Origin of the sequence: Metabacillus rhizosphaerae, from assembly GCF_037201795.1 — a bacterium.
GTDB classification, from domain to species: Bacteria; Bacillota; Bacilli; order Bacillales; family Bacillaceae; genus Metabacillus; species Metabacillus rhizosphaerae.
This window is the reverse complement of sequence record NZ_CP147403.1, coordinates 3,571,044-3,596,053: the sequence shown is the minus strand read 5'-3', so window position 1 is coordinate 3,596,053 and position 25,010 is coordinate 3,571,044. Positions and strand designations below refer to the sequence as shown.

General features: G+C 34.9%; 20 protein-coding genes and 2 pseudogenes. 5 read left to right on the top strand and 17 right to left on the bottom strand.

The annotated features are described in order from the left end of the window. The first annotated feature begins 621 nt into the window (after positions 1–621). The 5 genes and pseudogenes from WCV66_RS17540 (at position 622) to WCV66_RS17520 (ending at position 5,455) form a co-directional block, all read left to right on the top strand. A complete protein-coding gene (locus WCV66_RS17540) occupies positions 622–2,106 on the top strand; it encodes a spore germination protein (protein ID WP_338786310.1) in 1,485 nt (494 codons plus the stop codon). 11 nt (positions 2,107–2,117) lie between these two features. Further along, positions 2,118–3,203, top strand: a complete 1,086-nt coding sequence (locus tag WCV66_RS17535; RefSeq protein WP_338786309.1) for a GerAB/ArcD/ProY family transporter — start codon at positions 2,118–2,120, stop codon at positions 3,201–3,203. Positions 3,204–3,207: 4 nt separating this feature from the next. Continuing rightward, positions 3,208–4,344, top strand: coding sequence for a Ger(x)C family spore germination protein (locus tag WCV66_RS17530; RefSeq protein ID WP_338786308.1), 1,137 nt, complete (start codon positions 3,208–3,210; stop codon positions 4,342–4,344). Between the two features lie 467 nt (positions 4,345–4,811). Beyond that, positions 4,812–5,021 (top strand): annotated as a pseudogene (locus tag WCV66_RS17525) (helix-turn-helix domain-containing protein); the annotation flags it as partial. Next, entirely contained in the window at positions 5,018–5,455 is a 438-nt protein-coding gene (locus tag WCV66_RS17520) for a DUF4158 domain-containing protein (protein WP_338786307.1), read from the top strand. The pseudogene WCV66_RS17525 and the gene WCV66_RS17520, both read left to right, overlap by 4 nt. Here the strand turns inward: WCV66_RS17520 and WCV66_RS17515 are convergent. From WCV66_RS17515 to WCV66_RS17430, 17 genes and pseudogenes are all read right to left on the bottom strand, one after another. Further along, the gene (locus WCV66_RS17515) at positions 5,384–6,073 is read right to left on the bottom strand and encodes a methyltransferase family protein (RefSeq protein WP_338786306.1); all 690 of its coding nucleotides are present in this window, start codon (positions 6,071–6,073) and stop codon (positions 5,384–5,386) included. The two genes, WCV66_RS17520 and WCV66_RS17515, sit on opposite strands and share 72 nt — an antisense overlap. 406 nt (positions 6,074–6,479) lie before the next feature. Further along, the gene (locus WCV66_RS17510; RefSeq protein WP_338786305.1) at positions 6,480–7,322 is read right to left on the bottom strand and encodes a PfkB family carbohydrate kinase; all 843 of its coding nucleotides are present in this window, start codon (positions 7,320–7,322) and stop codon (positions 6,480–6,482) included. Between the two features lie 155 nt (positions 7,323–7,477). Then, positions 7,478–8,491, bottom strand: coding sequence for an SIS domain-containing protein (locus WCV66_RS17505; RefSeq protein WP_338786304.1), 1,014 nt, complete (start codon positions 8,489–8,491; stop codon positions 7,478–7,480). 418 nt (positions 8,492–8,909) lie between these two features. Next, on the bottom strand, positions 8,910–9,809 hold the full coding sequence (locus WCV66_RS17500; RefSeq protein ID WP_338786303.1) for a carbohydrate ABC transporter permease: 900 nt from the start codon (positions 9,807–9,809) through the stop codon (positions 8,910–8,912). Between the two features lie 4 nt (positions 9,810–9,813). Beyond that, complete coding sequence (locus WCV66_RS17495; protein ID WP_338786302.1) at positions 9,814–10,689, bottom strand: sugar ABC transporter permease; 876 nt, start codon at positions 10,687–10,689, stop codon at positions 9,814–9,816. Positions 10,690–10,961: 272 nt separating this feature from the next. After that, a complete protein-coding gene (locus WCV66_RS17490) occupies positions 10,962–12,239 on the bottom strand; it encodes an ABC transporter substrate-binding protein (protein WP_338786301.1) in 1,278 nt (425 codons plus the stop codon). Positions 12,240–12,428: 189 nt separating this feature from the next. Then, positions 12,429–12,857, bottom strand: coding sequence for a secondary thiamine-phosphate synthase enzyme YjbQ (locus tag WCV66_RS17485; RefSeq protein WP_338786300.1), 429 nt, complete (start codon positions 12,855–12,857; stop codon positions 12,429–12,431). Positions 12,858–12,865: 8 nt separating this feature from the next. Next, the gene (locus tag WCV66_RS17480) at positions 12,866–13,717 is read right to left on the bottom strand and encodes an amidohydrolase family protein (protein ID WP_338786299.1); all 852 of its coding nucleotides are present in this window, start codon (positions 13,715–13,717) and stop codon (positions 12,866–12,868) included. A 61-nt stretch (positions 13,718–13,778) separates the two neighbouring features. Then, a complete protein-coding gene (gene frlD, locus WCV66_RS17475; RefSeq protein WP_338786298.1) occupies positions 13,779–14,561 on the bottom strand; it encodes a fructoselysine 6-kinase in 783 nt (260 codons plus the stop codon). 995 nt (positions 14,562–15,556) lie between these two features. Continuing rightward, complete coding sequence (locus tag WCV66_RS17465; RefSeq protein WP_338786297.1) at positions 15,557–16,528, bottom strand: hypothetical protein; 972 nt, start codon at positions 16,526–16,528, stop codon at positions 15,557–15,559. Positions 16,529–17,250: 722 nt separating this feature from the next. Continuing rightward, the gene (locus tag WCV66_RS17460) at positions 17,251–17,625 is read right to left on the bottom strand and encodes a hypothetical protein (protein WP_338786296.1); all 375 of its coding nucleotides are present in this window, start codon (positions 17,623–17,625) and stop codon (positions 17,251–17,253) included. Positions 17,626–17,768: 143 nt separating this feature from the next. Beyond that, the gene (locus WCV66_RS17455; protein WP_338789476.1) at positions 17,769–18,257 is read right to left on the bottom strand and encodes an N-acetyltransferase; all 489 of its coding nucleotides are present in this window, start codon (positions 18,255–18,257) and stop codon (positions 17,769–17,771) included. A gap of 66 nt (positions 18,258–18,323) precedes the next feature. Beyond that, the gene (locus tag WCV66_RS17450) at positions 18,324–18,788 is read right to left on the bottom strand and encodes a hypothetical protein (protein WP_338786295.1); all 465 of its coding nucleotides are present in this window, start codon (positions 18,786–18,788) and stop codon (positions 18,324–18,326) included. Between the two features lie 166 nt (positions 18,789–18,954). Beyond that, a pseudogene (locus WCV66_RS17445) lies at positions 18,955–19,369 on the bottom strand (DNA helicase); the annotation flags it as partial. Positions 19,370–19,552: 183 nt separating this feature from the next. Beyond that, entirely contained in the window at positions 19,553–22,054 is a 2,502-nt protein-coding gene (locus WCV66_RS17440) for a restriction endonuclease-like protein (protein ID WP_338786294.1), read from the bottom strand. Next, on the bottom strand, positions 22,026–24,545 hold the full coding sequence (locus WCV66_RS17435; protein ID WP_338786293.1) for an MrcB family domain-containing protein: 2,520 nt from the start codon (positions 24,543–24,545) through the stop codon (positions 22,026–22,028). Before WCV66_RS17435 ends, WCV66_RS17440 begins: the two co-directional genes overlap by 29 nt. Positions 24,546–24,680: 135 nt before the next feature. Then, positions 24,681–24,998: a hypothetical protein gene (locus WCV66_RS17430; protein ID WP_338786292.1), complete on the bottom strand. Its 318-nt coding sequence runs from the start codon at positions 24,996–24,998 to the stop codon at positions 24,681–24,683. Positions 24,999–25,010: the final 12 nt, after the last annotated feature.

The window sequence follows — 25,010 nt, the reverse complement described above, 5'->3', positions numbered from 1 at the left end:
AAGTCAATACTTTTGGCTTAATATTAATTCATAAGTAATTTTACACTAAAAGAAGGCATGACAAAGAGACTTCAAAATAATAGTATCACTTTTAAAAATCGTCCATAATCGCTATGTTCATTAACCCTTGAAAAAGACCTTTGGCTATTGGCTATCATAAAGCCTATACCAAGTGATTCTGATAAAATTTGTACTATTGGGTACCATTGATTAAACCTATTACATCAAAATTTAAACTTAAAGAAAAACCGCAACTACTAGTAAGATACTGTATATAATGAAATCTAAGTTTGTAAAACCTGCAATTCCCTTTCCGTCCAAACAAAAATATGTTTAATCAATCCAAGTATGACAAAAATTAAAATATTCTCTCAAACGAATGTAACGCTAATCAAAAAAAAGCAATTGCGAGATTTACTATTGTTACCTCTAAGAAATTAACATGCAATTATTCCCATAAATATCCTATATAGTAATGAATTTCTTGTTACACCAATTTTCGGGAGATATAATGTCATTTTTGGTAAAATTATTTCCAAAATTAAATAACAAATCATCTTTTTGTAAAATTAGGGCAAAACATGATAAAGAAATAATAATTACTAACATGGAGTGTTATTAGTGAAAAAATTTGATAGTAGTGATCAAACTATTTTCAATTATGATGAAATTGTTAAAAAACTAAACAATTCTCCGGACTTAAAATTGAGAGAGTTGAATTCGAAAGATAATACACTTCAAATTATTTTTCTAAATAATTTAGTTGAAACAGAATATTTAAATACTCATATAATTGAGTATTTAACTCAATTGCCTAGTCAACAAATTCATTTTCAATATATTAGTGAAAATATACCGATTGAGGAAGTAAAGGTAGCAAAAGAGATAAATGAAGTTACTTCTTTATTAATCAAAGGATATGCATATCTCTTTTTTTCTTCTGAGCAAAAGGGAATTCTTGTTAATACTGCAGAAACAACAGAACGGGCATTAGAAAAAGCTGAAACAGAATCGTTAGTATATGGTCCAAAATTATCCTTTACTGAATCACTGTCCACCAATATCAAAATTGTTAGACGCAATATTAACGATCATAACTTATGTACAGAAGAAGTTGTTGTGGGGAATCGCGTGAAACAGAAAGTGAGAATCGTCTATATTAAAGATGTAGCTAATTCGGAAGATGTTGAAACCATTAGACAACGTCTAAATGAAATAGAAATAGATGATATCATGGATAGTTCTGTATTAGCTCAAATTTTGGATGATAATTCTTATTCTTTTTTCCCACAATATGTAATGACAGAACTTCCAGATCGATTTGTGTATTCCATAACAAAAGGTAAAATTGGGATTTTGGTAGATAGAAGCCCAATTTCTATTATTTGTCCATCAACATTTTTTAGTTTTTTTGAATCGACAGAAGATATATATTTACGTTGGTTCTTAAGTTCAACTTTAAGACTATTACGTATATTTGCAATGATTTCTTCCATCTTTTTTTCAGCGTTTTATGTAGCTGCTGTAACATATCAATATGAACTTATTCCTTCTTCTTTACTCCTCAATATAGGTCAATCTCGAGCTAAAGTTCCTTTTCCGCCTTTACTTGAAACTTTAATATTAGAATTTATGATGGAACTACTACGAGAAGCAGGGGCTAGATTACCTTCCAAAGTTGGACAAACGATGGGGATTGTGGGAGGAATAGTACTAGGCCAAGCTGTCGTACAGGCAGGATTAACTAGCAATATTTTAATTATTATCATCTCTTTAAGTGCATTAGGTTCTTTTGCATCCCCTAGTTATGAAATGGGAACAGCTTTACGAATTCTTAGATTTCCAATGATTTTGTTAGCAGGAGCATGGGGGTTCAATGGAATAATGATTGGAGTATGTATATTACTCATTCATTTACTTAAACTAACTTCGTTAGGGAGACCGTTTCTCTCCCCTCTCTATCCTCTTCGGATTGAAGACTTAAAATATGCATTTTTTCGTTTGCCACAGCACTTTTATAGAAACAGAGCAACTTCAAATAGACCAATTGATAAGCAGCGGCTATCTTGGAAGACAAGTAATAAAGAAGATTTAGATGACATTTAGGAAGTGTGCAGATGAAAAAGGTTTCATTGATCAATGCTTATATGGTTTTTTTTATTATTCATACCGCCCAAATTGGTGTTGGTATTATAGGTGTACCAAGAATTCTCTTTTTAGAATCAAAACAAGATGCTTGGATTGTTGTTTTATTCGCAGGAATTATAATCAATTTATTGATTTGGGTTATGTTTCAAATTTTATCCCGTTTTGAAAATAAAGACTTATATCAAATTCATTGTACTGTATTTGGTGAAAAAATAGGGAAACTCTTTAACTTTGTTCTAACAATTTACTTCATTATTGCTTATTATTCTATTATGAACAGCTATATCGAAATGGCTCTTAGCTGGGGATATGAAGGTATATATGAATGGGTAGTCTCTTTTATATTGATTTTTATTTCAGTATATGCAGTAATGGGAGGATTTAGAGTTATTGTAGGTATATGTTTTTTAACATTTTTATTAACTATTTGGCTTGTGTTTGTAATATATCAACCATTAGATCATGTTCAATGGATTCGAATTTCCCCAGTTTTTAACTCTAATCTAACAGAATTAAGTAGAGGGATTTTTAGATCAACCTATACGATGTTGGGGTTCGAAACGCTTTTTTTCATCTATCCCTTTATAAAAGAGAAAAATAAAGTCCATTTTTTTGCGCAACTAGCAGTCGTATTCACTACTTGTTTGGTATGTATGGTAACATTACTTTCAGTTATTTATTTTAGTCCTTCTCAACTTGAGAAAACAATTTGGCCCTCTCTAACAATGCTTAGCATTGTTAAATTTCCTTTCGTCGAAAGATTTGAATATATTGCTATATCCTTTTGGATATTAGTTATTCTGCCAAATCTTGCTCTTTTCTTATGGATTGCTACTAGAGGACTAAAAGATGTTTTTCGCATTAAACAGAAATATGCTGTCTGGATCATTAGTGTGATTCTATGGATATTAAGTTTTGTTGTTACCGAAAGAGTTGAAAATAATACTTTTATTGATGTAGTCGCATTAACAGGATTTTACTTGTGGTTCTGTTATCCATTATTTTTATATATTGTAACTTTTTTCAAAAAAAAAGAACGGTTAGAAAAAGGATGATGTCATGCGTTTACTTATCTTGATATTAAGTTGCTTTATCCTTACGAGTTGTGTATTACCTGAAAGAATATTAGAAAAGCAAGGAGTTTCAACAGCGATAGGTTTTGACTTAATTGAAAATAATCAAATTAAAGGAACAATATCGTTACTACAATTTGATCCTAATATGGAAAGTTCTAGCCAAATTATTTCAACTGTAAACGGTTCTAGTAAAAATATACGCCAATCACTCGAGAATAAGACCAGTCATGATATTAGTTCTGGGCAACTTCGTTCTATCATTTTTAATGAAGAGTTAGCAAGAGAAAAAGGGATCAAGTCTCTTCTAGATACGTTTCAAAGAGATAGCAATATCGGTTCTCTTTTATATTTAATTATTAGTAAACCATCATCTGAGTCTATAATTACTAGCAAAAATCATGAAGATCTTACAGATATAGGTACTTACTTGTATCGCCTCATTGAAAAACATTTAAAACGAGAAAAGCTTACACAATGTACTTTACATGATTTTTTGTCCCTGTATTATGAAGTTGGAATTGATCCAACTTTACCTGTAGTGACTGTTAGATCAAAAACCTCACCTTATATTAAAGAGGTCGCTGTGTTCAAAAAGGATAAAATGGTAGGGTCAATTTCTAATGACGAAAGTATCTATCTTAAAATGATCCATAACCCTAAGCGCATAATCGGATTGCAACAAATTAATATTCCTAAGAGTCATTTAGAGAAAAATTATATTTCAACTAAAGAAATGAAGGATGATTATTTAAAAATAATGGTTCAACCTATAGGAGCAAATGGTAACGTTACATTCTCTTCGATAGAAAAAAATGATTTTAACGTAAATCTTTCAGGATCTATGATCATATATGAAATGTCTGAAGACCTTTCTTTAAACAATAAAAATGTAAAATTCTTAGAAAAAGAAATATCAAATTACATGGAAAATGAACTAGATAATTTAATGAAAAAATTAAAAACTATGCAAGCAGACCCTGTAGGTTTTGGGAGAGTTTTGAAAAGTAAAAGAATGTACTCCGAACTTACAGATGAAGAGTGGTATGACAAATATCCTCAAATAAATATTAATACAAAAGTATCTTTTCAAATAAAAAGAACTGGAACAAATGATAAATAATCATGTTTCTGAAACAAAATACGATTCAAATATTATAACTGTATGTTTGAGGGTGGTTGGGACTTGAACTCATATTACTAGTTTCAATGGAACATACATATGTTCTCTTCTAACCCCTTCCTCATCTAAACTGTCCTTTAGCCAAGTATGTAGCGATAAAAATTCGCTACATCACGGATTGTCGCTCCTACAGGAATCATGCATGGGATCATAACCTCTCTTTTTTATACACAGATACACAGCTTTTGCCACTAACTTCGTTTATTGAAAAACTAGAGCTTCGATTTACTTACTTTCTAATATTTCCTTTCTTATTCTATTAAATGGCCCGATTGCGGAATAGAGTAACTGGAGCTTTTAACTTTACTACTTTTTTATAAAGTAGAATTTGTTATGCAACCACCGTAACAAAAACGACCATTTATGTTACCTGGTGTGAAAAGTAATATTTTGTCTGCCAATCTAGTATAAATCTTACTTCCGAACGAACAAGGGAAGGCATTTTAGCTGCCAAAAAAAGAGGAAAATTTCCTGGAAGGCCAAAAGCAGACGAGGAAAAGATCAACTACGCTCTATATCTCATAGACCAGGGGATGAGCCGATCAGATGCTGCTGAAAAGGCTGGTATCTCCCGTATGACTCTGTATCGAAAGCTACAAAGGGAGGAAAAAAGTTGAAAAGAAATTGGGAAATAGATGAGTTAATTGATCACTTTATTCTCATGCCTGATGAACAAGAGTTGATTCAATTAAAAAGGGGAAACACAAAACTCGGTTTTGCTGTCATGTTTAAGTTTTTCCAATATAAAGCCAGGTTCCCTCATACCAAAGGAGAGATACCTAAAACAGTTATAGAATATATAGCTAAGCAGCTAGAAATGAATCCCGATATATTTTCTGAATATGATTGTACCGGACGTACCAATACTTATCATCGTTCGGAAATCCGTACCTATTTCGGATTTCGCGAAGCTACTCTGCAGGATGTAGATTTAATGACAGACTGGCTGTGTAAGCAAAGGGTTCTAGGGAAATATTATTCAGTAAATAAATGGAATGAATTTTTTGGTAACCTTTCTATATTTGTCAAATTGACTTCCATATTTTTCTGACAAGTACTTATCTAAAATGGGTATGTTATAAAAAGCAAAAAAGCAGAACAAAATTATCGGTATGCTCAACGCCCAAGGTGTTCTGGTAAATAAGGCCAAAGCTGTTACCCAAACTAGATCTCCAAAGTAATTTATATGCATGGAGTATTTAAATAACCCATTGGTGTATAATTTCCCTTTATTATCAGAGTTCTTTTTCCATTTATTCCGTTGCAGTTCAGAATAGGTGTTAAGAAATGAACCAAATAAAAATAGAAAAATATATATTATATCTAGTAATGTTAGAGCTTTATTAGTTGTTAGAGATAAAAGTGAAAAACCAATATAATATAACGAAAAAGCTAAAGGGATAGTAAAGGCTTCCCCCCATGGCATTTTTCTTTTTAATAGATAAAATATTGTAACATACATACGCCCATATACAATTAAAAACAAAATAAATAAGATAGTATTTCGTATATTATTACCTTCTGAAAACCTCCACCCAATCCATTTATGTAATTGTTGTCCACCCTGAAAAAATAAAAACCACCCGGCTATAATTAAAATAATTGTTTCAAGGAATAGTAAAGTTATTTTTTGGGATAAGCTATTTCCTTTGTCTTTATACAAATTCATAAGAATTCCTCCCAGTAAATCAGTTGACCTTCTAATCACATACCCACACTAATTTTATCATAATTTCCTAAAAATGGTATCTCAACAATATGGCCTCATTTCAAAAAGAGCGCTCGAAGACTGCGCTCTTTTTAAAACTTTCCTCATAATATCTATCTTTAACAGTATTGACTATAGAATTAGTGCCTTACTTTCCCACTTAATTGAGCATAAACTCTTGTTGGTTCACTCTTTTCATGTCCCTGTAGGCAAAACGAAAACGCTTGGGTTCAGGAATCCAAGCGTTTGCATAGTTAATTTGCACTGTTATTTTTGACTTTTTCAATTGTATCGAAACTACTTATACTAAGACCCCTTCTACTCTCACAACCTCATATCCATTCTAGTAGAAGAAATCTTTAATTGCTTATTTAAATAGTGGAACATCTCTGATCGTCTTCTTTTTACCATATCCAAACGCACCGTAGCGTTTACATGTTTCGGCCGCCACAGCTGCAGCAATCGCCATCGCTTGTTTTGCATCAGGCTTTACTAAATATTCCTTCAAAAAGATTGCAACAAAAGTATCGCCTGCTCCTAATGTATCAACTACCTCTGTCTCGACAATCCCTTGTTCATATAAATTATGTGTATCAGAGAATAATGCCCCTTCTTCCCCTCTCGTGACAAGAACATTACGTGTACCCAAATTGTGAGCCCTATCTATTAGTTCCTCACATTCATTTCTCGTTAAATCACCGCCAGAGAAAATACCAAATGTAAGATAAGGGCATACTTGGGCTAAATATTCATCATCATACGTAGTTGAAAAATCAAATGATAGATTAATATATTTTTTTAGCAATGGTAGTTCACTTTCCAACCGGCTAAATACGCTAGTATGGAGCAGTGAATGGCTACTTATGTAATCAAGTTCAGATTCAGAAAATGTCAGTTTAAGAAGCGATTGAACACCACCCTTATTTGAACCAACAAACTTCCGGTCCCCATTTTCGTCTAAAGTGACGACAGCAACTCCTGATGGACCAATGGCTCTCCTTACACGTGATACGTTAATATCTTCCTTTATCAAAGAATCAATAATGTGATCACCCTCTTCATCATTGCCGACAATCCCGGTATAAGAGACATCCTCAACACCGTTTTGTCTCCAAAACACAGCAACATTTAAGGCATTTCCACCTGGAAACATTTCTTCACGATCTTCATAATAATCAACGACATTGTCACCTATAGCAAGTAACTTCATTCTGCCCCCACCCTTCAATTTCTCTCTATTAATTGAATTTATCATAGTGTAGTTTGCGATAAAAAGTAAACATTTTTCTAAGAAAAACTCTACATTTGATAAGACTCTACTATACCAAATCGTTAGCAGAGTCTTTACCTCCTCATAACTACCGATTAATAAGCTACTTTACGATAATATCTTCTCGTTTCTAACGAATGATTGCGCTTATCTTCTAAATGAACGCTCACACGTTGAAGAACAGTTGAGGTCACAATCGGTGATAAGTATTTTCGAAACTCAGGAACAATCCCCTTTAACTCGTAATCTTGAGTATCAAACACTGTTAGTTTTTTCGTATACTTCTCTGCAAATCGTTCAACTCGTTCCATCAAAGGACGGGTTTCGTCTTCGCCTTTAAGTAAAATCATACTTGTGTCTTCTTCAACAATTTCTAATGTTCCATGGAAGAATTCAGCGGCATGGATTGATTTTGTTTTAATCCATTGCATTTCTTCAAGTACACACATCGCATAGGAGTAGGCACGTCCCATCGTATTTCCTGCTCCGACTAAAATATGAAATGGCTCATCTTTATACGTTTCCGCAAACTCACATGCTTTTGAATCAGCTTCCTCTTTTACACCTAGTAATAGTTCTGGAAGTGCTTCTAGTTGTTCCGCGAATGCTTCATATTTTGGAAAGTCACCTTTTTTATGCAAAAGATTAAAAATTAAGAACGAGAGAATTAATTGATTTGAATCACCCGCGAAGTCATTTTCCGCATAATTCACGATTGGATAATCAACTGTGTCAGCTAAAGGCTTATGGTATTCACCTGTGATTCCAATTGTTGTTGCGCCTTTTTCTTTGCAATACTTTGCAGCGGCAACTGTTTCCTCTGTCGTACCAGAAAGTGAGGATAGGATGACTAGTGACTTCTCACTAAATTGTTGATTGTTCATCACAACAAATTCAGCGGCAATTTCAGCATAAACAGGGATTGATGATGTTGACTTGATCATATATTCAAACGGATAAAAAGTCGCAACAGCGCCACCAGATCCTAGTAAAAAAATATTCTTGTACTCTTGTTGACTCACTTTTTCAACAATTTCTTCGATCACACTTCTAAGTGCTACTGCCCCTCTTGTAACCTGTAAGTATTTCTCCGGATTAAAATTCAACATTTCTCTCACTCCCATTTTTTATTATCATTCTCCTCACTATCTAAGAAAGGAGTTTGAAAACATTCTAGGTTATAATACATTATAATACGTTATATATAATGTAACCCTTTCCAATCATTCAGTCAACAACTTTTAAAATTTATTAGTAAGGCTGTTTTCGTAAACTTTGTTGCTATTTACTAAGTTGTGCAGCGTGGTTGATTTCCTCTCCAGTTGCTCGCTTTCCGCGGGGCGGGCGATGAGCCTCCTCAGCGCAAAGCGCCTGCGGGGTCTCATCTGTCCCGCTACTCCCGCAGGAGTCTCGCACTTCCGCTCCAATCAACCTTATACAGTTTTTAGCAAAGAACCTATTTCAAAAAAAATAGTCTCTTAAAAAATAGCCTTTAGTAAAGAGAGGACAATTCAGCTCTCTATGTGTTTAACCCTTTATACTTCCTGCGGCTAATCCTCTGATAAAATACTTTTGTGTGAATATAAACAGGATGATAAGTGGAATGGCTGACATCACAAGTCCTGCCATTAACACTCCCCAATCAGTTCTTAATGCATCTCTGAACACTAATAAACCAGCTGTGATCGGTTTAAGAGATTCACTTTGAATAAAGAGAACGGAGAACAAGATTTCATTCCATGCGAAGTAAGCAGCTAAAATAATCGTTGTAAAGATAACTGGCTTACTAATTGGCAAGAAAATTTTATAGAATATTTGAAAGCTATTACAGCCATCGATCCGCGCAGCTTCTTCAAGTTCCTTTGGAATCGATAGAAAAAATGCGCGAATAATCAAAATCGATAGCGGTAACCGATAGGCGACAAAAGGTAATACAAGTGCCCAGTACGTATCATAGATTCCTAGATTTTGCGTTAGTTCATAAAGTGGAATAAGCGCGACCTGTGGAGCAAACATTAACCCTGCAGATACAAACAATAGGAAGAACTTTTCCCCTTTTAATTGAAATCTAGCTAACGCATAAGCACAAAGCGCTCCACATAAAACGGTAAAGAGACAAGTTAACGTGGTGACAATCACACTATTTAAGAAGTACGTTGACACTCCGATGTTCCATGCTTCCACATAATTTGAAATAAGCCACTTTTCAGGCATTGCCCAACTGCTTGTAAAAATTGATTTTGTGTCTTTGAATGAGTTAATAATCATCCAAAATAACGGGTATGCAATTGCGACAAAGTAGAGGAACAAAAGGATGGAGACGAAGAAGGCTCCAATCGTTGTTCCATTAAGTTTCGATTTTTTCTTTTCAGGAAGAATGGTTGCATTCAATTGTAGGTCAGTCGATTGGTTTTGAAGGTTACTCATTTCCTCACTCCTCCCCTGTTTTAAATAGTTTCGCTTGAAATAAGTAAAAAACTAACGTAATCATTAACATGACATTTGCAATTGCTGAAGCGTATCCTAACTCACTATCGATAAACGCCTTTTGATATAAATACGTACTAAATACTTGGGTGGCATTTGCTGGACCGCCGACTGTTAGAACAAATACTTCATTAAACACTAAGAATGATCCAGTTATTGTGTACACAGACATAACGAAGATCATTTCCTTCGACTGTGGCACGGTTACATTTAGAAAGCGTTGGACTCTGTTCGCACCATCAATGGTTGCGGCTTCATATAGCTCTTGCGGAATCTTTTGCAGTGCAAGAATATAGAGCATCGCCGCCCAGCCAATATTTTGCCATTGTGAAACAGCAATTACAGCATACATCGCGGTTTCATGGTTTCCTAACCAGCCCGTTGCGAGTGACTCTAGCCCGATTAACGTTAAAAAGGCATTGAGTAAGCCAATCTCAGGATTATAAATATACTGAAAGAGAATCCCGATAACAGCCATCGAAATTAACACAGGAAGAAAGTAGACGGTTCTTAGGAAGGTCGAAAATCTCCTGAAAATGATGTCCTCAAGGATCGCAGCTAAGATTAACCCACCAATAACCTGGAAAACAACGGATGTTCCAACAAATACTAAGTTATTCTTTAATGCCGTATAAAAAATAGGATCTTGAAAAAGACGAGTATAATTTGCGATATTGATAAACTCTTTTTCTGGTGAAAATGGACTCCACTCAAAAAAACTTAACCAGAAATTTTTTACGATCGGGTAATAGACAAATAGAAGGAGTAAAAGAAACGCCGGGGCTAAATACAAATACTGAAAAAATCGTTTTTGGATCATATATGACATCCCTTTACAAATAGATTTAAGTAGTGTGTTGACTAGGGTTGAAGCTAGTCAACACGGTTTTGTAACCTTCTTAGGAAAATGTATATTTCTTGTACTTAGTATGAGCGCTTTGCATCCAGCTCCAGCACTAAAGCAGAAGTGGACTTCCCTCACCTCTGTACGATAAGTCAACATCGAATCGCTTGTGCTCTTCGTGTTTCCTTTATCTCCTACGGCTCAGTCCAGTCCATACGTCGCTAAGCGGGCGCTTGCGCTTTTGATTCTTATTTCTTTATGGATTTAGCTGCGGCTTGAACCTGTTCCATTACCTGCTCAGGAGTTGCTGTTCCCGCATGCATTTGTTGAACACCTTCTATATAAGGCTTTGCGACTCTTGAATCAACAGAGTTGTCTAACCAGTTTAAAATATCATCTGTTTCTGCAATCATATTCGTTAGCTTAATCTCCATATCAGTTGCTGTGTTTTCATTTACAGCGCCTATTACCGCACTTGGCATACCTGCTTCTGTCATCAGTTTTTCGCCGATTTCCTTTGACGTAAGGAATTTCAAGAATTTCATTGCTTCATCTGGATGTTTAGATGCTTGTGAAACCATAAATCCTTCTGGTGCACCGATGATACCTGTTTGTGTTCCTTCCCCACCTTCAACAGTCGGGAATTTAAAGGTATCCCACTCAAACTCAGCTTCCTCAATAAAAGGTGCCTCAAATGTTTCAAGGAAGATCATTGCAGATTCTCCATTTAAAAAGAAGTTTCGCGCTTCCTCATGCCCCAATGAGTTTGTATTCTCATTAAAATATGGTTGAAGTTCGTCTAACTTCTTTAATGCCTCTACATACATCGGATCAGTGAACTCACTTTCGCCAAACGTATTATCACTAGCTAATGTTTCAGGCTTCACCATTCGTTGATTCAGAGATGTAATATAATGTCCTCCAGCCCATGGGAATTTATTTCCTAATAAAATCGGTGTTTCGTCTTTCGCTTTTATCGTTTTTAATAGATCAATAAACTCAGTCCAAGTCTCAGGTGGTGTTAAATTGTATTTAGCAAACATCTCTTTGTTGTAGTAAAAGACCTTCGAATCTGTATACAGAGGCACACCGTAATTTTTATCTTCATAAGTAAATGGCTTTGTTGCCATTAACTGTTCAGACCATTCTTTATCTTCTTCATAATATTTTGTAATGTCTAAGGCAATATTCTCCCTAATGAACTTATCTCCATATTCTCCTACCCAGGTAAAGAAAATGTCTGGTGGATTGTCATTCCCTAAGATGACGTTGATTTTCTGTCTGTAATCATCATTTAATGCTGTCACTTGTTGGATTTTAATATTGGGATTTTCTTTTTCAAACTGAGCAATCACATCGTTATAAAACGTCTTGTATGGTTCATTTGGCCATCTGTGTAAAAATGTTAATGTTACCTTTCCATCCTCTGACGAACCATCATCTGAGGAAGTAGAATTAGATGAACAGCCTACGATTAATGATAATATCAATAAAACATTTAACATGATCCCCCAACAACGTTTCATTTCATTACCCCCTTGAAATCTTTATTCAGATCTTTTCGTTTTCTAAACATTCCATTAAAAAATTGTAAAAAAGTATTCTAGTAAACAATCACCCCTTTCAAATGACCTTATGTTATTGAATAGTCTAGAACATTATATAACGTATTATAGTGCTGCAAATTTCTCCTCACCAAATAACTAATGACTGGCTTACTCCCCAATAACCTGGATATAGACCTTTCGACTTTGCGGTCCATCAAATTCTGCTAAATAAATATCCTGTGCATGGCCAGAAATCATTTTTCCATCCTGGATCGGTAGCATACAACTATTTCCTGATAACATCGACTTCAAATGACCTGGTGCGTTACTTCCTGTCGCTCCATACGATGGTAGAAAATGTGCATGGGCATATGGTTCATGCTTTGGGATTAGCCTTTCAAGTGTTTCCTCAATATCAATTTCCAAGCAATCCAAACCTTCATTCACCATAATTCCCGTTGTCGTATGTGCAGTGATCACCGCTACCAATCCGTTTTGAATCCCAGATTCAGCAACAAATTCTCGAACGGTTTCCGTAATTTTAATTAACTGAAACTCCGACTGAGTAAGTAAAACGATATTTTCCAATTTCACCATTTTATCATCTATCCCTTCAGCCCTAAGAATTTTTCAGCGTTTGTTCCTAGGATTTTATCCAATGTTGACCTTCTCATCGGTAAGCTCTCAAGCGCTGGCTTTAAACGATTTGCTCGGAATCTTGGTGTATTCGAACCGAACATGACCTGATCCTTAAGATTTCGATCAATCCATAAAGGGCCCATATTTTTCGTGAAAATCTGTTCATAAAAATCCTTCGCCGTATCCATATACAGCATGGACGTATCCGTATATACATTCGGATATTTCAGCATTATCATAATCGTTTCATTGATCCAAGGCCAACCAAAATGAGCTAAGCAAATTCTTAATTCCGGATGATGCAAGGCAACTTCCTCGAAATGTAGTGGCTGTGAATACTTTGCTAACGCATTCGGCTCCCAGCTCATCCCAGCATGAAACATAATCGGCTTATTGTACTCTACACATTTCTCATAAATTGGTTTTAATCGTTCATCATTCGGATAAAACGCCTGTTTAGACGGATGCAGCTTTAACCCCATTAACCCAAGATCTTTAAAAGCATAATCTAAGACATCAAGTGCATCTGGACGATGTGGATCAACACTAGCAAACCCGATAAATCGATCAGGAACCATGTCCACAAGCTTCTTTATCTCCTCATTTGAAACAACATGACCACCAGCAATTGTTGAAATATCCTCAGGCAGCAAAACGGATTTATCAATCCCTCCATAATCCATCCCCACTAAAATTTGCTCGATGGACTGTGGAGACTGCTTAAAAATCCCAAACTGCTCCTTCCGAAATGTCAGAGTCTCCTCGTCATCACAGATTCCCTCGAAAAAAATGGGATGTGTATGTACATCTATGACCATATGAATTCCACCTTTCAATCTAGTAAGCTACCTCTGCTAAACCTTGCAACTTAATTAACTCCTAATATGGTTCAAACTTAGCGATAACTCCCGCTGCTGTTTTCGCACCATTTTTCAAACAGTCTTGAACACTAAATCCATTTATCACACCAAACATATACCCTGCGATAAATGAATCCCCAGCACCAACCGTGTTAACAACATCCACCTTGATTGCTGCTTCCTTATAAAAAGTTGTTCCATCATAGGAAAGACTTCCATTTTCACCGATGGTAACGGTTACAATTTTAGGACCGAGACTTTTGGCTTTTTTCATAAATTCCTCGATGTATTCATCATGCTGATCATAGGAGAAAAATGCATAGTCTACATGAGGTATAATCGTTTTGATTTCTGGTTTATGATGATAGGTAGAAAAATCAAAAATTACTTTGCTGCCATTGTTTCTGATTGTTGGAAGCAAATCGATGACCTTTCCGAATAGATCTGTATGAACATAATCAAACTCTTTGAGAAATTCGATATCATCACTTGTAAGGGAAAAATCTTTCATGACTCCTTCAAGAAGTTCGCCATGCACACGGTCATTTCCGTTTAGCTGCATCTTAATAACAGCTGTTTTCCCTGCTTCTTCACGTAGATGTGATAGTTCAATTCCCTCTTTTTTTAATGTATCGATCATTAATTGACCGTACTCATCTTCCCCGACAACGCTAACGACAGAGGTTTGAAGTCCAAATCTACTCATATGAATAACAAAATCGATACCATTTCCAGTAGGGTATAATCTTTGAAGGTTTTCATAAATGTCAACGCAATTAAAGCCGACTGCGGCTATTTTCATCTGACTCCTCCTTTGTTCAGATTCTTAAAAATTGAATAGGAATGATCTATTTCTAGTATTCAACTGATCTATTATATAATCACCCCATCTTTCCTTTTTAGCTTTTAGTTTAATTGTATATAATGTAATATAACCTATTATGATGTTACATCAATTGCTGGATTTGGTCAATATTCAGTACATTGTTTTTCTATTAGTTTTTGTCGTCATTTTTTTTAAGAGGCTTGGGATTTTTGTCGAAGTTTGGGTGTTGTTGCTGGATTATAAGTGAGATTGTGGTCGTTTAGTATAAGACAGGAAGAAAGTAAAGATAGTGTATATGGGAAAGAGTATGACTCAATCGGGGCGTGATTAGTAACTGATCACTTTTATTCTTGGAATGTATGCCTTTTTTGGGATAGGATTTCTTAACGTAAAAGATCCGTTGTTGTATAAGTTCAATTTTGAAACGATAAATATCAAAATGACCAACTGTCTTTGAAATAAAGTCACGATGTTTATAATAGCGATGAGATGTTTTAAATAAAGTTGCGTTGCTTTACCCCTTTGTTATTTTTAGCCAAAGGGGTGTTTTTATGTCTAAAAGAATAAGAATATCTGAGATTGAAAAATGGTTTATAGAATCCGCGGTACAGGAATAGGTACATATTATCAGTCATTGTTAAAGATTAAAGACGTATCCTCATTAGTTCGGTCAAAGAGACTAAAAGGCATTAAGACGAGCAGAGAGCATGAGTTTTAATCAAGTTGGGAACGAAGCTATTTTTATGTGACTGAATTTTCAGTTACGGTAGCGGATATTCGTGAGTCGCCAAAAGAAGGTACGATACTAGCGGGATATACATTACGTGAAAACTCGTCTGGTCAACAAAAGGGGCAAAAACATATCTCTAAAAGGACGCAAGAAACTCGGGTAATTTTTTTCAAAGTAATGGTACCACTGATTCGTTTATAACTAAGCATTTAAACAGCTTAAAAGACAATTTACTGTGTAATTAACTTCGCTCGGACTCATCTCGAAGGGCTCGACGGCGTTCGTGCAGCACCAGCAGGATAATCATCCCCATTATCACACCTAAGACGATGCCGGCCTCTGTGGTTAACAACCATGCCAATGGGTATTCTGGGGAGGGTGGCGCATCGAGTCGAACTGAAGATAAGGCAGAATATAGGTTGTTGGAGAACAGCATTCCCGAGGAAATCCATGCCGCTGCCATTGGGGGCAGAAACCACCTCGACCCACGTCGGGATGCTATCACTAGTATTCCCCACGCGCCAGTAAGGGACCACACACCTGTACTCAATGATAGGAGGTGCCACCACAGATCGCGTTCATCCATTGTTGCCGTGTCGATGCCGAAAGTGCCGCCAACCGCCCAAAACACCTTGATTACACCGAGTAGGATGCAGCCGGCAGCGACGATTCTAGCCAAGATGATCTGCAGTTGTCTAGTGTTGCCCGGCAACTCCTTGTAGTCGGTTGTTCCACTCAGCGCCTCTGGCCAACGTGCCTTTGCATACCCCGCCAATGCAATCGGCAGGAAGATGCCGATCCCGAAAAGCGAGATCATGACGAAAATTTGCTCGAATACCCAGAAGTCGGCGGCACCTGCCTCTTGATCCCGGATCATAGCTGCAGGTCCTAGAATCGGTGCTATCAAGAGCATGGGTACGAGTAAACCGGTACCAACCCAAACCGGCAGAGCAACCATCCACGCGGGTAATCGCTCTCCCCACGGTCTGCAGAACGCCATTGCAAGAAGGATACCAATCGCAGCGAGAACCGCGGTAACTGCGTTTATCATTCGCCAGCTGGCATCACCCATTTGCTCGGTTGGAAGGAAGAGTCCGAAAGTCCATACGATTTTGATCAGTAGATAAGGCGTTACTGCTATGGCTGCACCATAACCGCAGATTTTACGCAACTTCAACAATCTTGAGACCTGCCTCTCTATCGTACCTGTCACGTCCACACCTCCGCTACAAGCTCTAACTCAATTTGTTTCATTCTCGTATTGTTCATCAAAAATTCTCCTTTAAAGAGTATTTTAACGTTTATTAATATATCATTAGTGTAATAGTTTATTAAACAATTTTTGTTAATTTTAACTTAATCTTAAACAATGGATCACTTTAATAAATACATTACGGTTATTATTTTTTAGTTCAATACCTGTGCAATTTTAAAAACTGTAAAACCCTATATAACACGAATTACCAATCAATCGAATACTAAATTCTACTTCCCCTTCAGAAAAGTGGACCTAAACACACATCTGAAACTCCATCTAGTATGCCGTCATTACATGGATACATCTTCTCCCTTCCCCACCCTATGTAAAGTGATGTTTTCTTCACCTCTCTCCATATTCTTCAGTAACTTATTAGAGATTCTCTGATTTTTTTGTTAATGTGTCCTTTTTTTAATTCGAGCTTCCATTTACAATTCTCCTGACCTCTAGGGATGTCTACTTTATTTTCTAGTTGTTATGTAAAGTGATGTTTTCTTCACCTCTCTCCATATTGTTCAGTAATTTATTTCATGGATATGAAGAATTGTTCAATACATGCGTTACATAAAAAACTTAAAATGCTTTTAATAAAGAAATTACAGCAAGACAAAAAAATAAACCACGATACGTCGTAGCTTATTACTTTAATTACATTTGATTATTCTATTTCACCACATCTAGAAACGATCTTTTGGAAAAATTTTATTCATTATTTCTTCCATTTGCATTTTTTTTTCTGTTTTAATATATGATTTATTATAGAGATCTATATCTTCTTTTAATTTTTCAATTGCCTCTTCTTCTGTAAACCCTATTCCTCTACATGCACGATAGACGTGGCATCTAGCTGTATAAAAATCATCTTCCTTTTCAATAACGAATGGCATAAAAATAGGCATTTCAATCGTTCGGACATCAGTCATAGTTTCTAATGTCACTTCAAATAAATCAAAAACTTCATCTGGTAAAATCGGAGAACCTTGTTTTGATCTTTCTGAAATCTTTTTAGCTACTTCATGTAAAAAATCGAGATCTTTATTTTTTTCTTTCATCTATTTAACTCCTTAGTTAATAAGCTAATCTTTTAATTTAGTGAATCCTATAGATTTGATGGGTTTTACGATTTTACTTTTGCAATTCACTTGAAATTATACTACTTTTAATCAATTTTACTATCATATTTCCTTTAAAACATTTACTTCAATTTTTTACTCATATTGAACCAAACGACTCCACCATGTTTAGAATTTGAAACACCGCAATTGATGTATCCATGATTTTCATAAAAGGAAATTAAGTTTTCTTTACAAGTTAGTGTTATTGATTCCCGTTTGTTTGTATTGGCTTCTATTTCAAGATGTTCAAGCAACGCTGATGCCACGCCTTGTTTTTGATATTGTGGTGCAACTGCTAAACCAAGAATACTTTGATGACCGCCAGATGCTGGATTTGCCTTGATATAATTGAATAAATCATCTGTAATATAGGCAGTTTCTATGACAGGTCCATTGACTAATCCAATGATAACTCCATCCTCTTCAGCTACAAAAAAACTATCAGGAATAAGGTGAATCCGCTTTTCGAATCCTTCTATTGTCGCAGCCTCTTCTATTGTAAAGCAACTATTTTCTATTACAACAAGTTCAGGTAAATCTTCCATTTTAACGTTTCGAATTTTTAACATATTCATCATTTCCTCCAAAATATAACCATTAACCGTACAATCTTTTAAATAAAGGCAAAGTAGGCTTCATATTACACTCTCCTCCATACCCCATTTTCCAAAATAGATCTGATTCTCATTTGCGTAATCAATCCCTGCATAATAATAGATTGGTGACCAAGGATAATGAACAGAACTTCGCTTCTCGATTTCAGTAAATGTATGTTTCCCTTGATACCTAAAATAACGAAATTTGATTCCAACACTATTTTCTTCATTACAATATTCCGAAATGAGGTGATCCACACCAAACACTTGATAGTCATTGTTTTCTGTCTGAACGACTTGTGCAATACATAATCCTTTCGTTTCTACGTTCCAAAGGACTTTTCCACCATAAATTGATGCTAGAACATACTCCTTGTTTCTTATTAATTTCTCAATTAATACTTTTACTGGTGTATCTTCTTTAATCGTGACTGATTTTTTATGGGACTCACAATCATCCCCTGCATGTACGGAGTCTCTATCTATTAATAGGCTAAGTTTCATATTTTCCGTTTCTCCTCTCTATTATTTTTAATCGAACCTGAAGAAATGTTGATCTGCAAATTAGTGAGAATATACCATTAAACAAAGTAAATAAGAACAAAAAGTTAGTTTGCAGATCGGAACTTTCGTTAAGTAGTTATGTATTTATAAAGTAGTTTCAAGGCTACTATTTATTCCACTTCCTCTCAAAATGATAATGCAATCTATACTCACAAATCTCCTTCATCCATTTAAACAAGATGTCTTCCTCATTCTTTTCAATTTGTAAGTTTGGAGTGAATTTGGTTGTTTTCGAAGGTAATCAGGCCCTTATAGCTTCCACTCCACTTTGTCATAGGCATTTTAAAGATTAGGCTACTGACCTTTTCTACATTATAATCCCATAGTTTTTTCGTTTCTTTATCAGAAAAATCGATCCGTTTACGCTATTCTTTTTCTGTTAAGTAAGAGTGGAAAAATGGTGCAACCTCTTGTGGGGTGATTGATTTATACCACTCTGATGATCCTAGTTGAAGCATGGCTAATAGCACGACCATTTTATAGCTTTTGGCCATACCCGTCTTCTCGACTTCATTGACCCATTCTTTTGTTTTGAAAATATTGTTTTTTCCTTAATGAAATTGTAGCTAGTTTAGTAGGTTTGTGGGAATAAATTTTGGAATTTAGTGGCTGTTAGTTTCTCACAATTGCAACTTACCTTGCATATAAAATACCCCTTATACAACAAGGGGTTTAGAAAATATTAATAATATTTATGTCATAAATTATTCCATATACTTTATTATTTTTTTAAATACACTTGAAGGTTGCTTTAAAACATCTTCTATATCTATTAAGGAAAATAATGAACCTTTCACCATTTTAATGTTTGCACCTTCGAAGTCTATTTCAAAAGTAATATCCTTTATTTGGAAGCGATTTATCTTTGTTGCTTTATCTAAATCATTATTATCAAGTTCTAAATTAATGTTATCAGAGATACGTCTTAACATTCGCCAAAGTGTCATTTCTTCTTTTGATTTCATAAATATTTCAGGCAACTCTAGTGCCTGCTTTAGCGTATTTATGTTAGTCACTGTATATACTGATATACCGTAGCCAACAGGCTTGATGACTGCTTTTAATGGTTGCCAAACCTCAATATCAAATCGAACAAATTCCTCTGAGCTTTCTTTAGGAATTTCTGTGATTTGATTTCTTTTAACGATTTGAACATTGATTATTTTTCCAAACCAGCTAATTCCATTTTGTGGGGCTGCCCCACTTTTGGCATAAAGGGCAATATATTTCGCCTCCTGCCAGCCTTTTTTCAAACGATTAGTTGGAAGATGGTAAAATAAGTGTTGGTGATGTGCTAGATAGTTTTCTTCAGTAGGTACCATTCCAACAAGAACCTTTTCGTCAAGACTAGAAATCCAGCTTTCTTTAGTTCCTCTAGGAAGAATCCCTTCCTGCTGTATATCCTCTGGGCTTTTTTCGATGAGATGTTCAACAAATTGCTCAACGATTCTAGTAGCGTTTGGTAAGAAAGGTAATCCACCAATATTGACCTTATTGATACTTTTATAAAAATGGTGATCTTCATATTCCTCTTCATTTTTCCAAGGAAACAATACATAGGCGCCAAAAGCAGTACGTTCAAAAGGGCCATCAAGTTCAACAACAAGTGAATCGCGGTATCTGTGCATTGTGTTGATGTCCTCTTCCATAGGTCCAGGTTTTTGATAATGACGTTGATAGTAGCTTCCTTCCACTGCAAATTCGATTCTGTATTTGGCATCAAATATGTAATTATAATCAAAATCCTTACCTTTTTTCTCAATACTAAGAGTTGTATCTGGCTTTTGCGAAATAGTTGGTAGCTTTCTTTCAGTTTTCTGGTATGTTAGGGTTATTTGTTCCTTTGTTATTGGATGCCTATAAACTCTTTTTGCTGTAGAATTTGTATCTAAGTTGACAAATAAACCTTCACGATTCACTTTTATGATGTCTTGACTGATCATGTCATATTTTTTCCCGAGAATTTGGCCGAGTTTAATAAATGTCCAATACTCATACATAGTAGCAACATCTTTCACAGACATTTGATAAAGATTACCTTGAAGAGACAGTCCCTTTGAAAGAATTAAATAGGTCTGAAAAACATCTCGATATCCTGGAGCCATCTGTATGACTAAACTCATTACCGACCGATCTAATTTTCCAATTAAACGCCAGAAGGGATTTTTAAGTTGTTGATCCAAATCTTTGATCATTGTTGAAATAGATTCAATTAAATCGTCATTCTGCTCTCTTTCAAATCGATGATTCAAAGCTTGTATTTTGTCGTGTAAATCTTGAATTCTATCCTTCAATCGAAGCATTATCCATTTGATGAACTGATTCTCTAAAGTATTATAGGTAAGCTCTTTCTTTATTTTTAAACCAGAAATCGGCATTACAGAACGATTATGTAGTTCAATCCCATTTTTTACTTCTACAAAGAGATTCGGACGTTTGTTTAAATATTTTCGTCCAGTCTGATCAATACGACCTAGCTGATCTCCCCTTGTTTTTATATGTGTTGTAATAAGTTTATGATGTGGTTGCCTTTCTATTTGTTTGATTGATTTCATTAATTGCCCAAAGTGGTGATTTAATAAGCGGAAAAATTCAGATCTTGAAGGCTTCCCTTCCACATTGATTTTGGCGGTTAAATACGTCTTCTTAATAAAATGAAACGCTAAATTGTAAATCTCATCGTTTACTTCATCGAGCAGACGTTTATAATCCTCTTTGTAATCTAGCTTCGTAGGAAAAATTTCAATCGTTACTTCAAGAAATTTTTCCTTATCCTTTCGGATTTCAAAGGTAGATGATCCAACTTCATTTTGAAACTGAAGATTTCCCATTAATAGATACCGATTGTCCATAATATTAACTCTTCCAATAGCTTTTCGAAGCAATGGATGCTCATGGTAAAAGGAATAATTTTCATCTGTTTTAGGTGTGACGACTAGCTGGTAATTTCCATTTTCAAAAAAAATAGGACGATTAGATGAAGGTTCAACCATAGCTTGTGTGGTGACATCAAATACCCTTACAGAATTTATATTTGTGCCGGTCACGGTTAAGTTCATCTCATCGTGAAAATCTAGCTGTCTGTATTGGCTGAGACCTTCATAGCGTTCATGAAATGGCTTTCCTTTCAGAATAAGTGTGAACTCGTCTGTATCTATGATTAACAGCTCGACTTCATTAGGCAGTCCAGAAGGATGTAAAGCCATCGTCTGTTAACCTCCGTCTCATTTCAATAATCTTCCTAGTGCTTTTCGGATAGGCTGCAATTGATAGCTCGTCTAATCTTTCCATTTCGTCACTATAAACCTTATTTGTACAAAAAGTATACAAGCCATCTAGTACATTTTGTACACGATAGTCACTTCCTGAAATACGAGGAAGAATTTTTTGTAAAACACAACGATCAAAGGCTTGTTCAAATGAAAAAAGATTCCCTTGCTCATTATAGGCTAGATAAAAGCAAATCTCGTCTCTGACTCGATAACCAATTTGCGCTCCTATAGGCTTAAGAAGCTCATTTAACTCAACTAGTAGAATTGTTGCTTTTTCTATTATCGAAGGAGAGGCTTGATATACATCTTTCAAATGTAGATAGGTACCTGCGAGCTGTTCATTCGATAATTCGAACTGCTCACTTTCTTGTAGATCCTTCAAAAATGAAAGATAGCCTAAATTAACTTCATTAAACTCGATCGTATTGGCACGATCCAATACCTTTTTACTGAAAGGGTGTGTTGTTTCATCCATGTTTACAGTTCCAATGATAAACACGTTAGGTGAAAGGATAATTTGTTTTTTTGCAACATCTTCTGAAATTAATTCAGAAGTTACAATTTTCCCATTCTCCCAACGGCGACTCTCCATCACACTTAAAATATCACTAAAATAATACTCAACACGTGCAAGATTCATTTCATCTAATAAAACAAAATAAGGTCGGCTTGGATTCTCTTCTGCACTCATCAGCACTTTTGTTAAAGGTCCCTTTTTAAAGTCACCTTTAATATCAACATAGCCTAATAAATCAGAGCCATCATTCCAATCAGGACTAACAGGTATTAACTCAAACTGCCCATTTTGTTCTGTTGCTCCTACACTTTCTGCAAACCATTGCACAATTTTTGTTTTACCCGTACCTGAAATACCAGATATAATGACGAATGGTTTTGTTTTTAATGATAAAAAGAGGTTGATTATTTCTTCTTTTGCATAATAAAAGCCTTTACTTGAGATATATGTATCAATATGATTGATGATCTCATCAATTGAGTAATAAGGTCCCTTAGGATCCTTTACTAGCTCAGTTTGATGATCGTTTTTATGAATAAATTCCTCGTAATAACCAATCATGTCTTCTAGATCATTTAAAAGCAGGTCTTCTGAAGGGAAATCATCGATTGAATATGGGATATAGGCTGCTGTTGATCGTTCATACTCCTTTGCTTTTGAACTTTGGCCTAATTGCAGATCGTTGCCTTTTATCACTCGGTCATTCATATGGATTGATTCACGTATTTTCTTATTGATATTTTCCATTTCTTCTTTAGAGGTTTCAGTAACACCTTGAGCAATAGTTAGATAAAGTGATCGCATATCCTCACTAAACAAATAAACGATATAATAACCTCTTTGTGTTGAAGTTGTGACTTTATTATTCATCACAGCAATCCATGGAACAGATGCCCAGTTACCCTGACCAACTGAACCTTTAATCGTATACTGATTACTATCCAAAAAGTAAAAGTTCCCTATTAAAGAAGGAATAGCATTCCGTACAATATCTCCAAGCTCATTTTTTGCAAATGGACCATTTTTAGCAGCTAAATATTCATTCATAACTTTTAATAAGCTTAACCTAAACGATTGTTCCACAATCACATTCCACTCCTTATCAACAAGTCCGATCTGTTCAAGCCATTGAAGAATGTTTCTCGTACGATATTCGGCGACAGACTCTACCATTAAGTTTTCTCCACGAGAATTACGGACTATTAACATGCCCACTTCAATTAAACATGAAAGCTTTTCATTTTTAGATAGTGTGGAAACAATCTTTAATAATTCTAGTATTAAATTAAAATATTCGTGTTTTAAGGTTTGTTCCCGTAAGAAATTCTTTTTATCTGGTGAATATTTATAATCTTCCAAAATACTATTGTTTATTTGATAGGATTCATTTAAAATTCCTAAAAGCTTTAACCCCTGCCTCGCACGGGATTTTAACCTTTTTAGCTTATCCTCATTATAAATTTTAGTGATATCAATTGGGTTAATTCCGTTCTCTATGATTTCATCTAAAAAAGCGAGAGTTTGATCTAAACTCGCTTCTGGTAACTGATCAGTTGTGAACTCCTTAAGCTTAATAGCTGTTCGGTTTTCCTTTTGGGTTTGTTCTACAAATGGTAAATTACTGAAAAAAGCCATTAAGAAGGATGTTCTTCTTTGAGTCTTTATGAAATCCACTGATGAAGCAGTTCTAGCTATTGTAAATTCTACCCAGCCTTGATTAATAAAATCATTTGAAAGGAATTCTGTGGAATCTGCTTTTTCTCCTTTATTGAATTTTTCCTTTGATGATTCTGTTTCAACATATATACCCTTTTCATCTACTTTTTTAATCCAGTTAGTCTTATTCGTAGAGAGAGTATTTATTATCGGTTTCTGTATTGAAAATTCTTTAAGTAGTTTAATTAACATATTATTGTACTTTTCCTCCGAATAATTGTTTCTTTAGTAATATCTTACCATAATATAAAGATTTTGAAGATATTTGGTACTTGGAGGAAATTAGTAGTATTCTTTCAGTTATAAGTATTAATATTACTATTAATTCTAATTAGATATTGAAATATTTTTATACTTTTCGACACTTTTCATAACATCTCTAGGCGATATATTTTGCTGTTTCAACTTTTGTATTAATACCAACCACTTAGACTCAATATTAAAAGTATCTTCTTCTAACCCTAATAAATAGAGTGGAGATATATTATAAAACTCTGATAAGATTACTAAATGTTCACATTTAAAGGATTTGTATTTTCCTTGTTCCAACCCGTGGAGACTGGTAATACTTAATGCATTTTCAACTTCCTTAAGTGTTAAACCTTTACTTACTCTTATATCTTTTAATCGTTTTCCAATAGTCATTTAATAATTCCT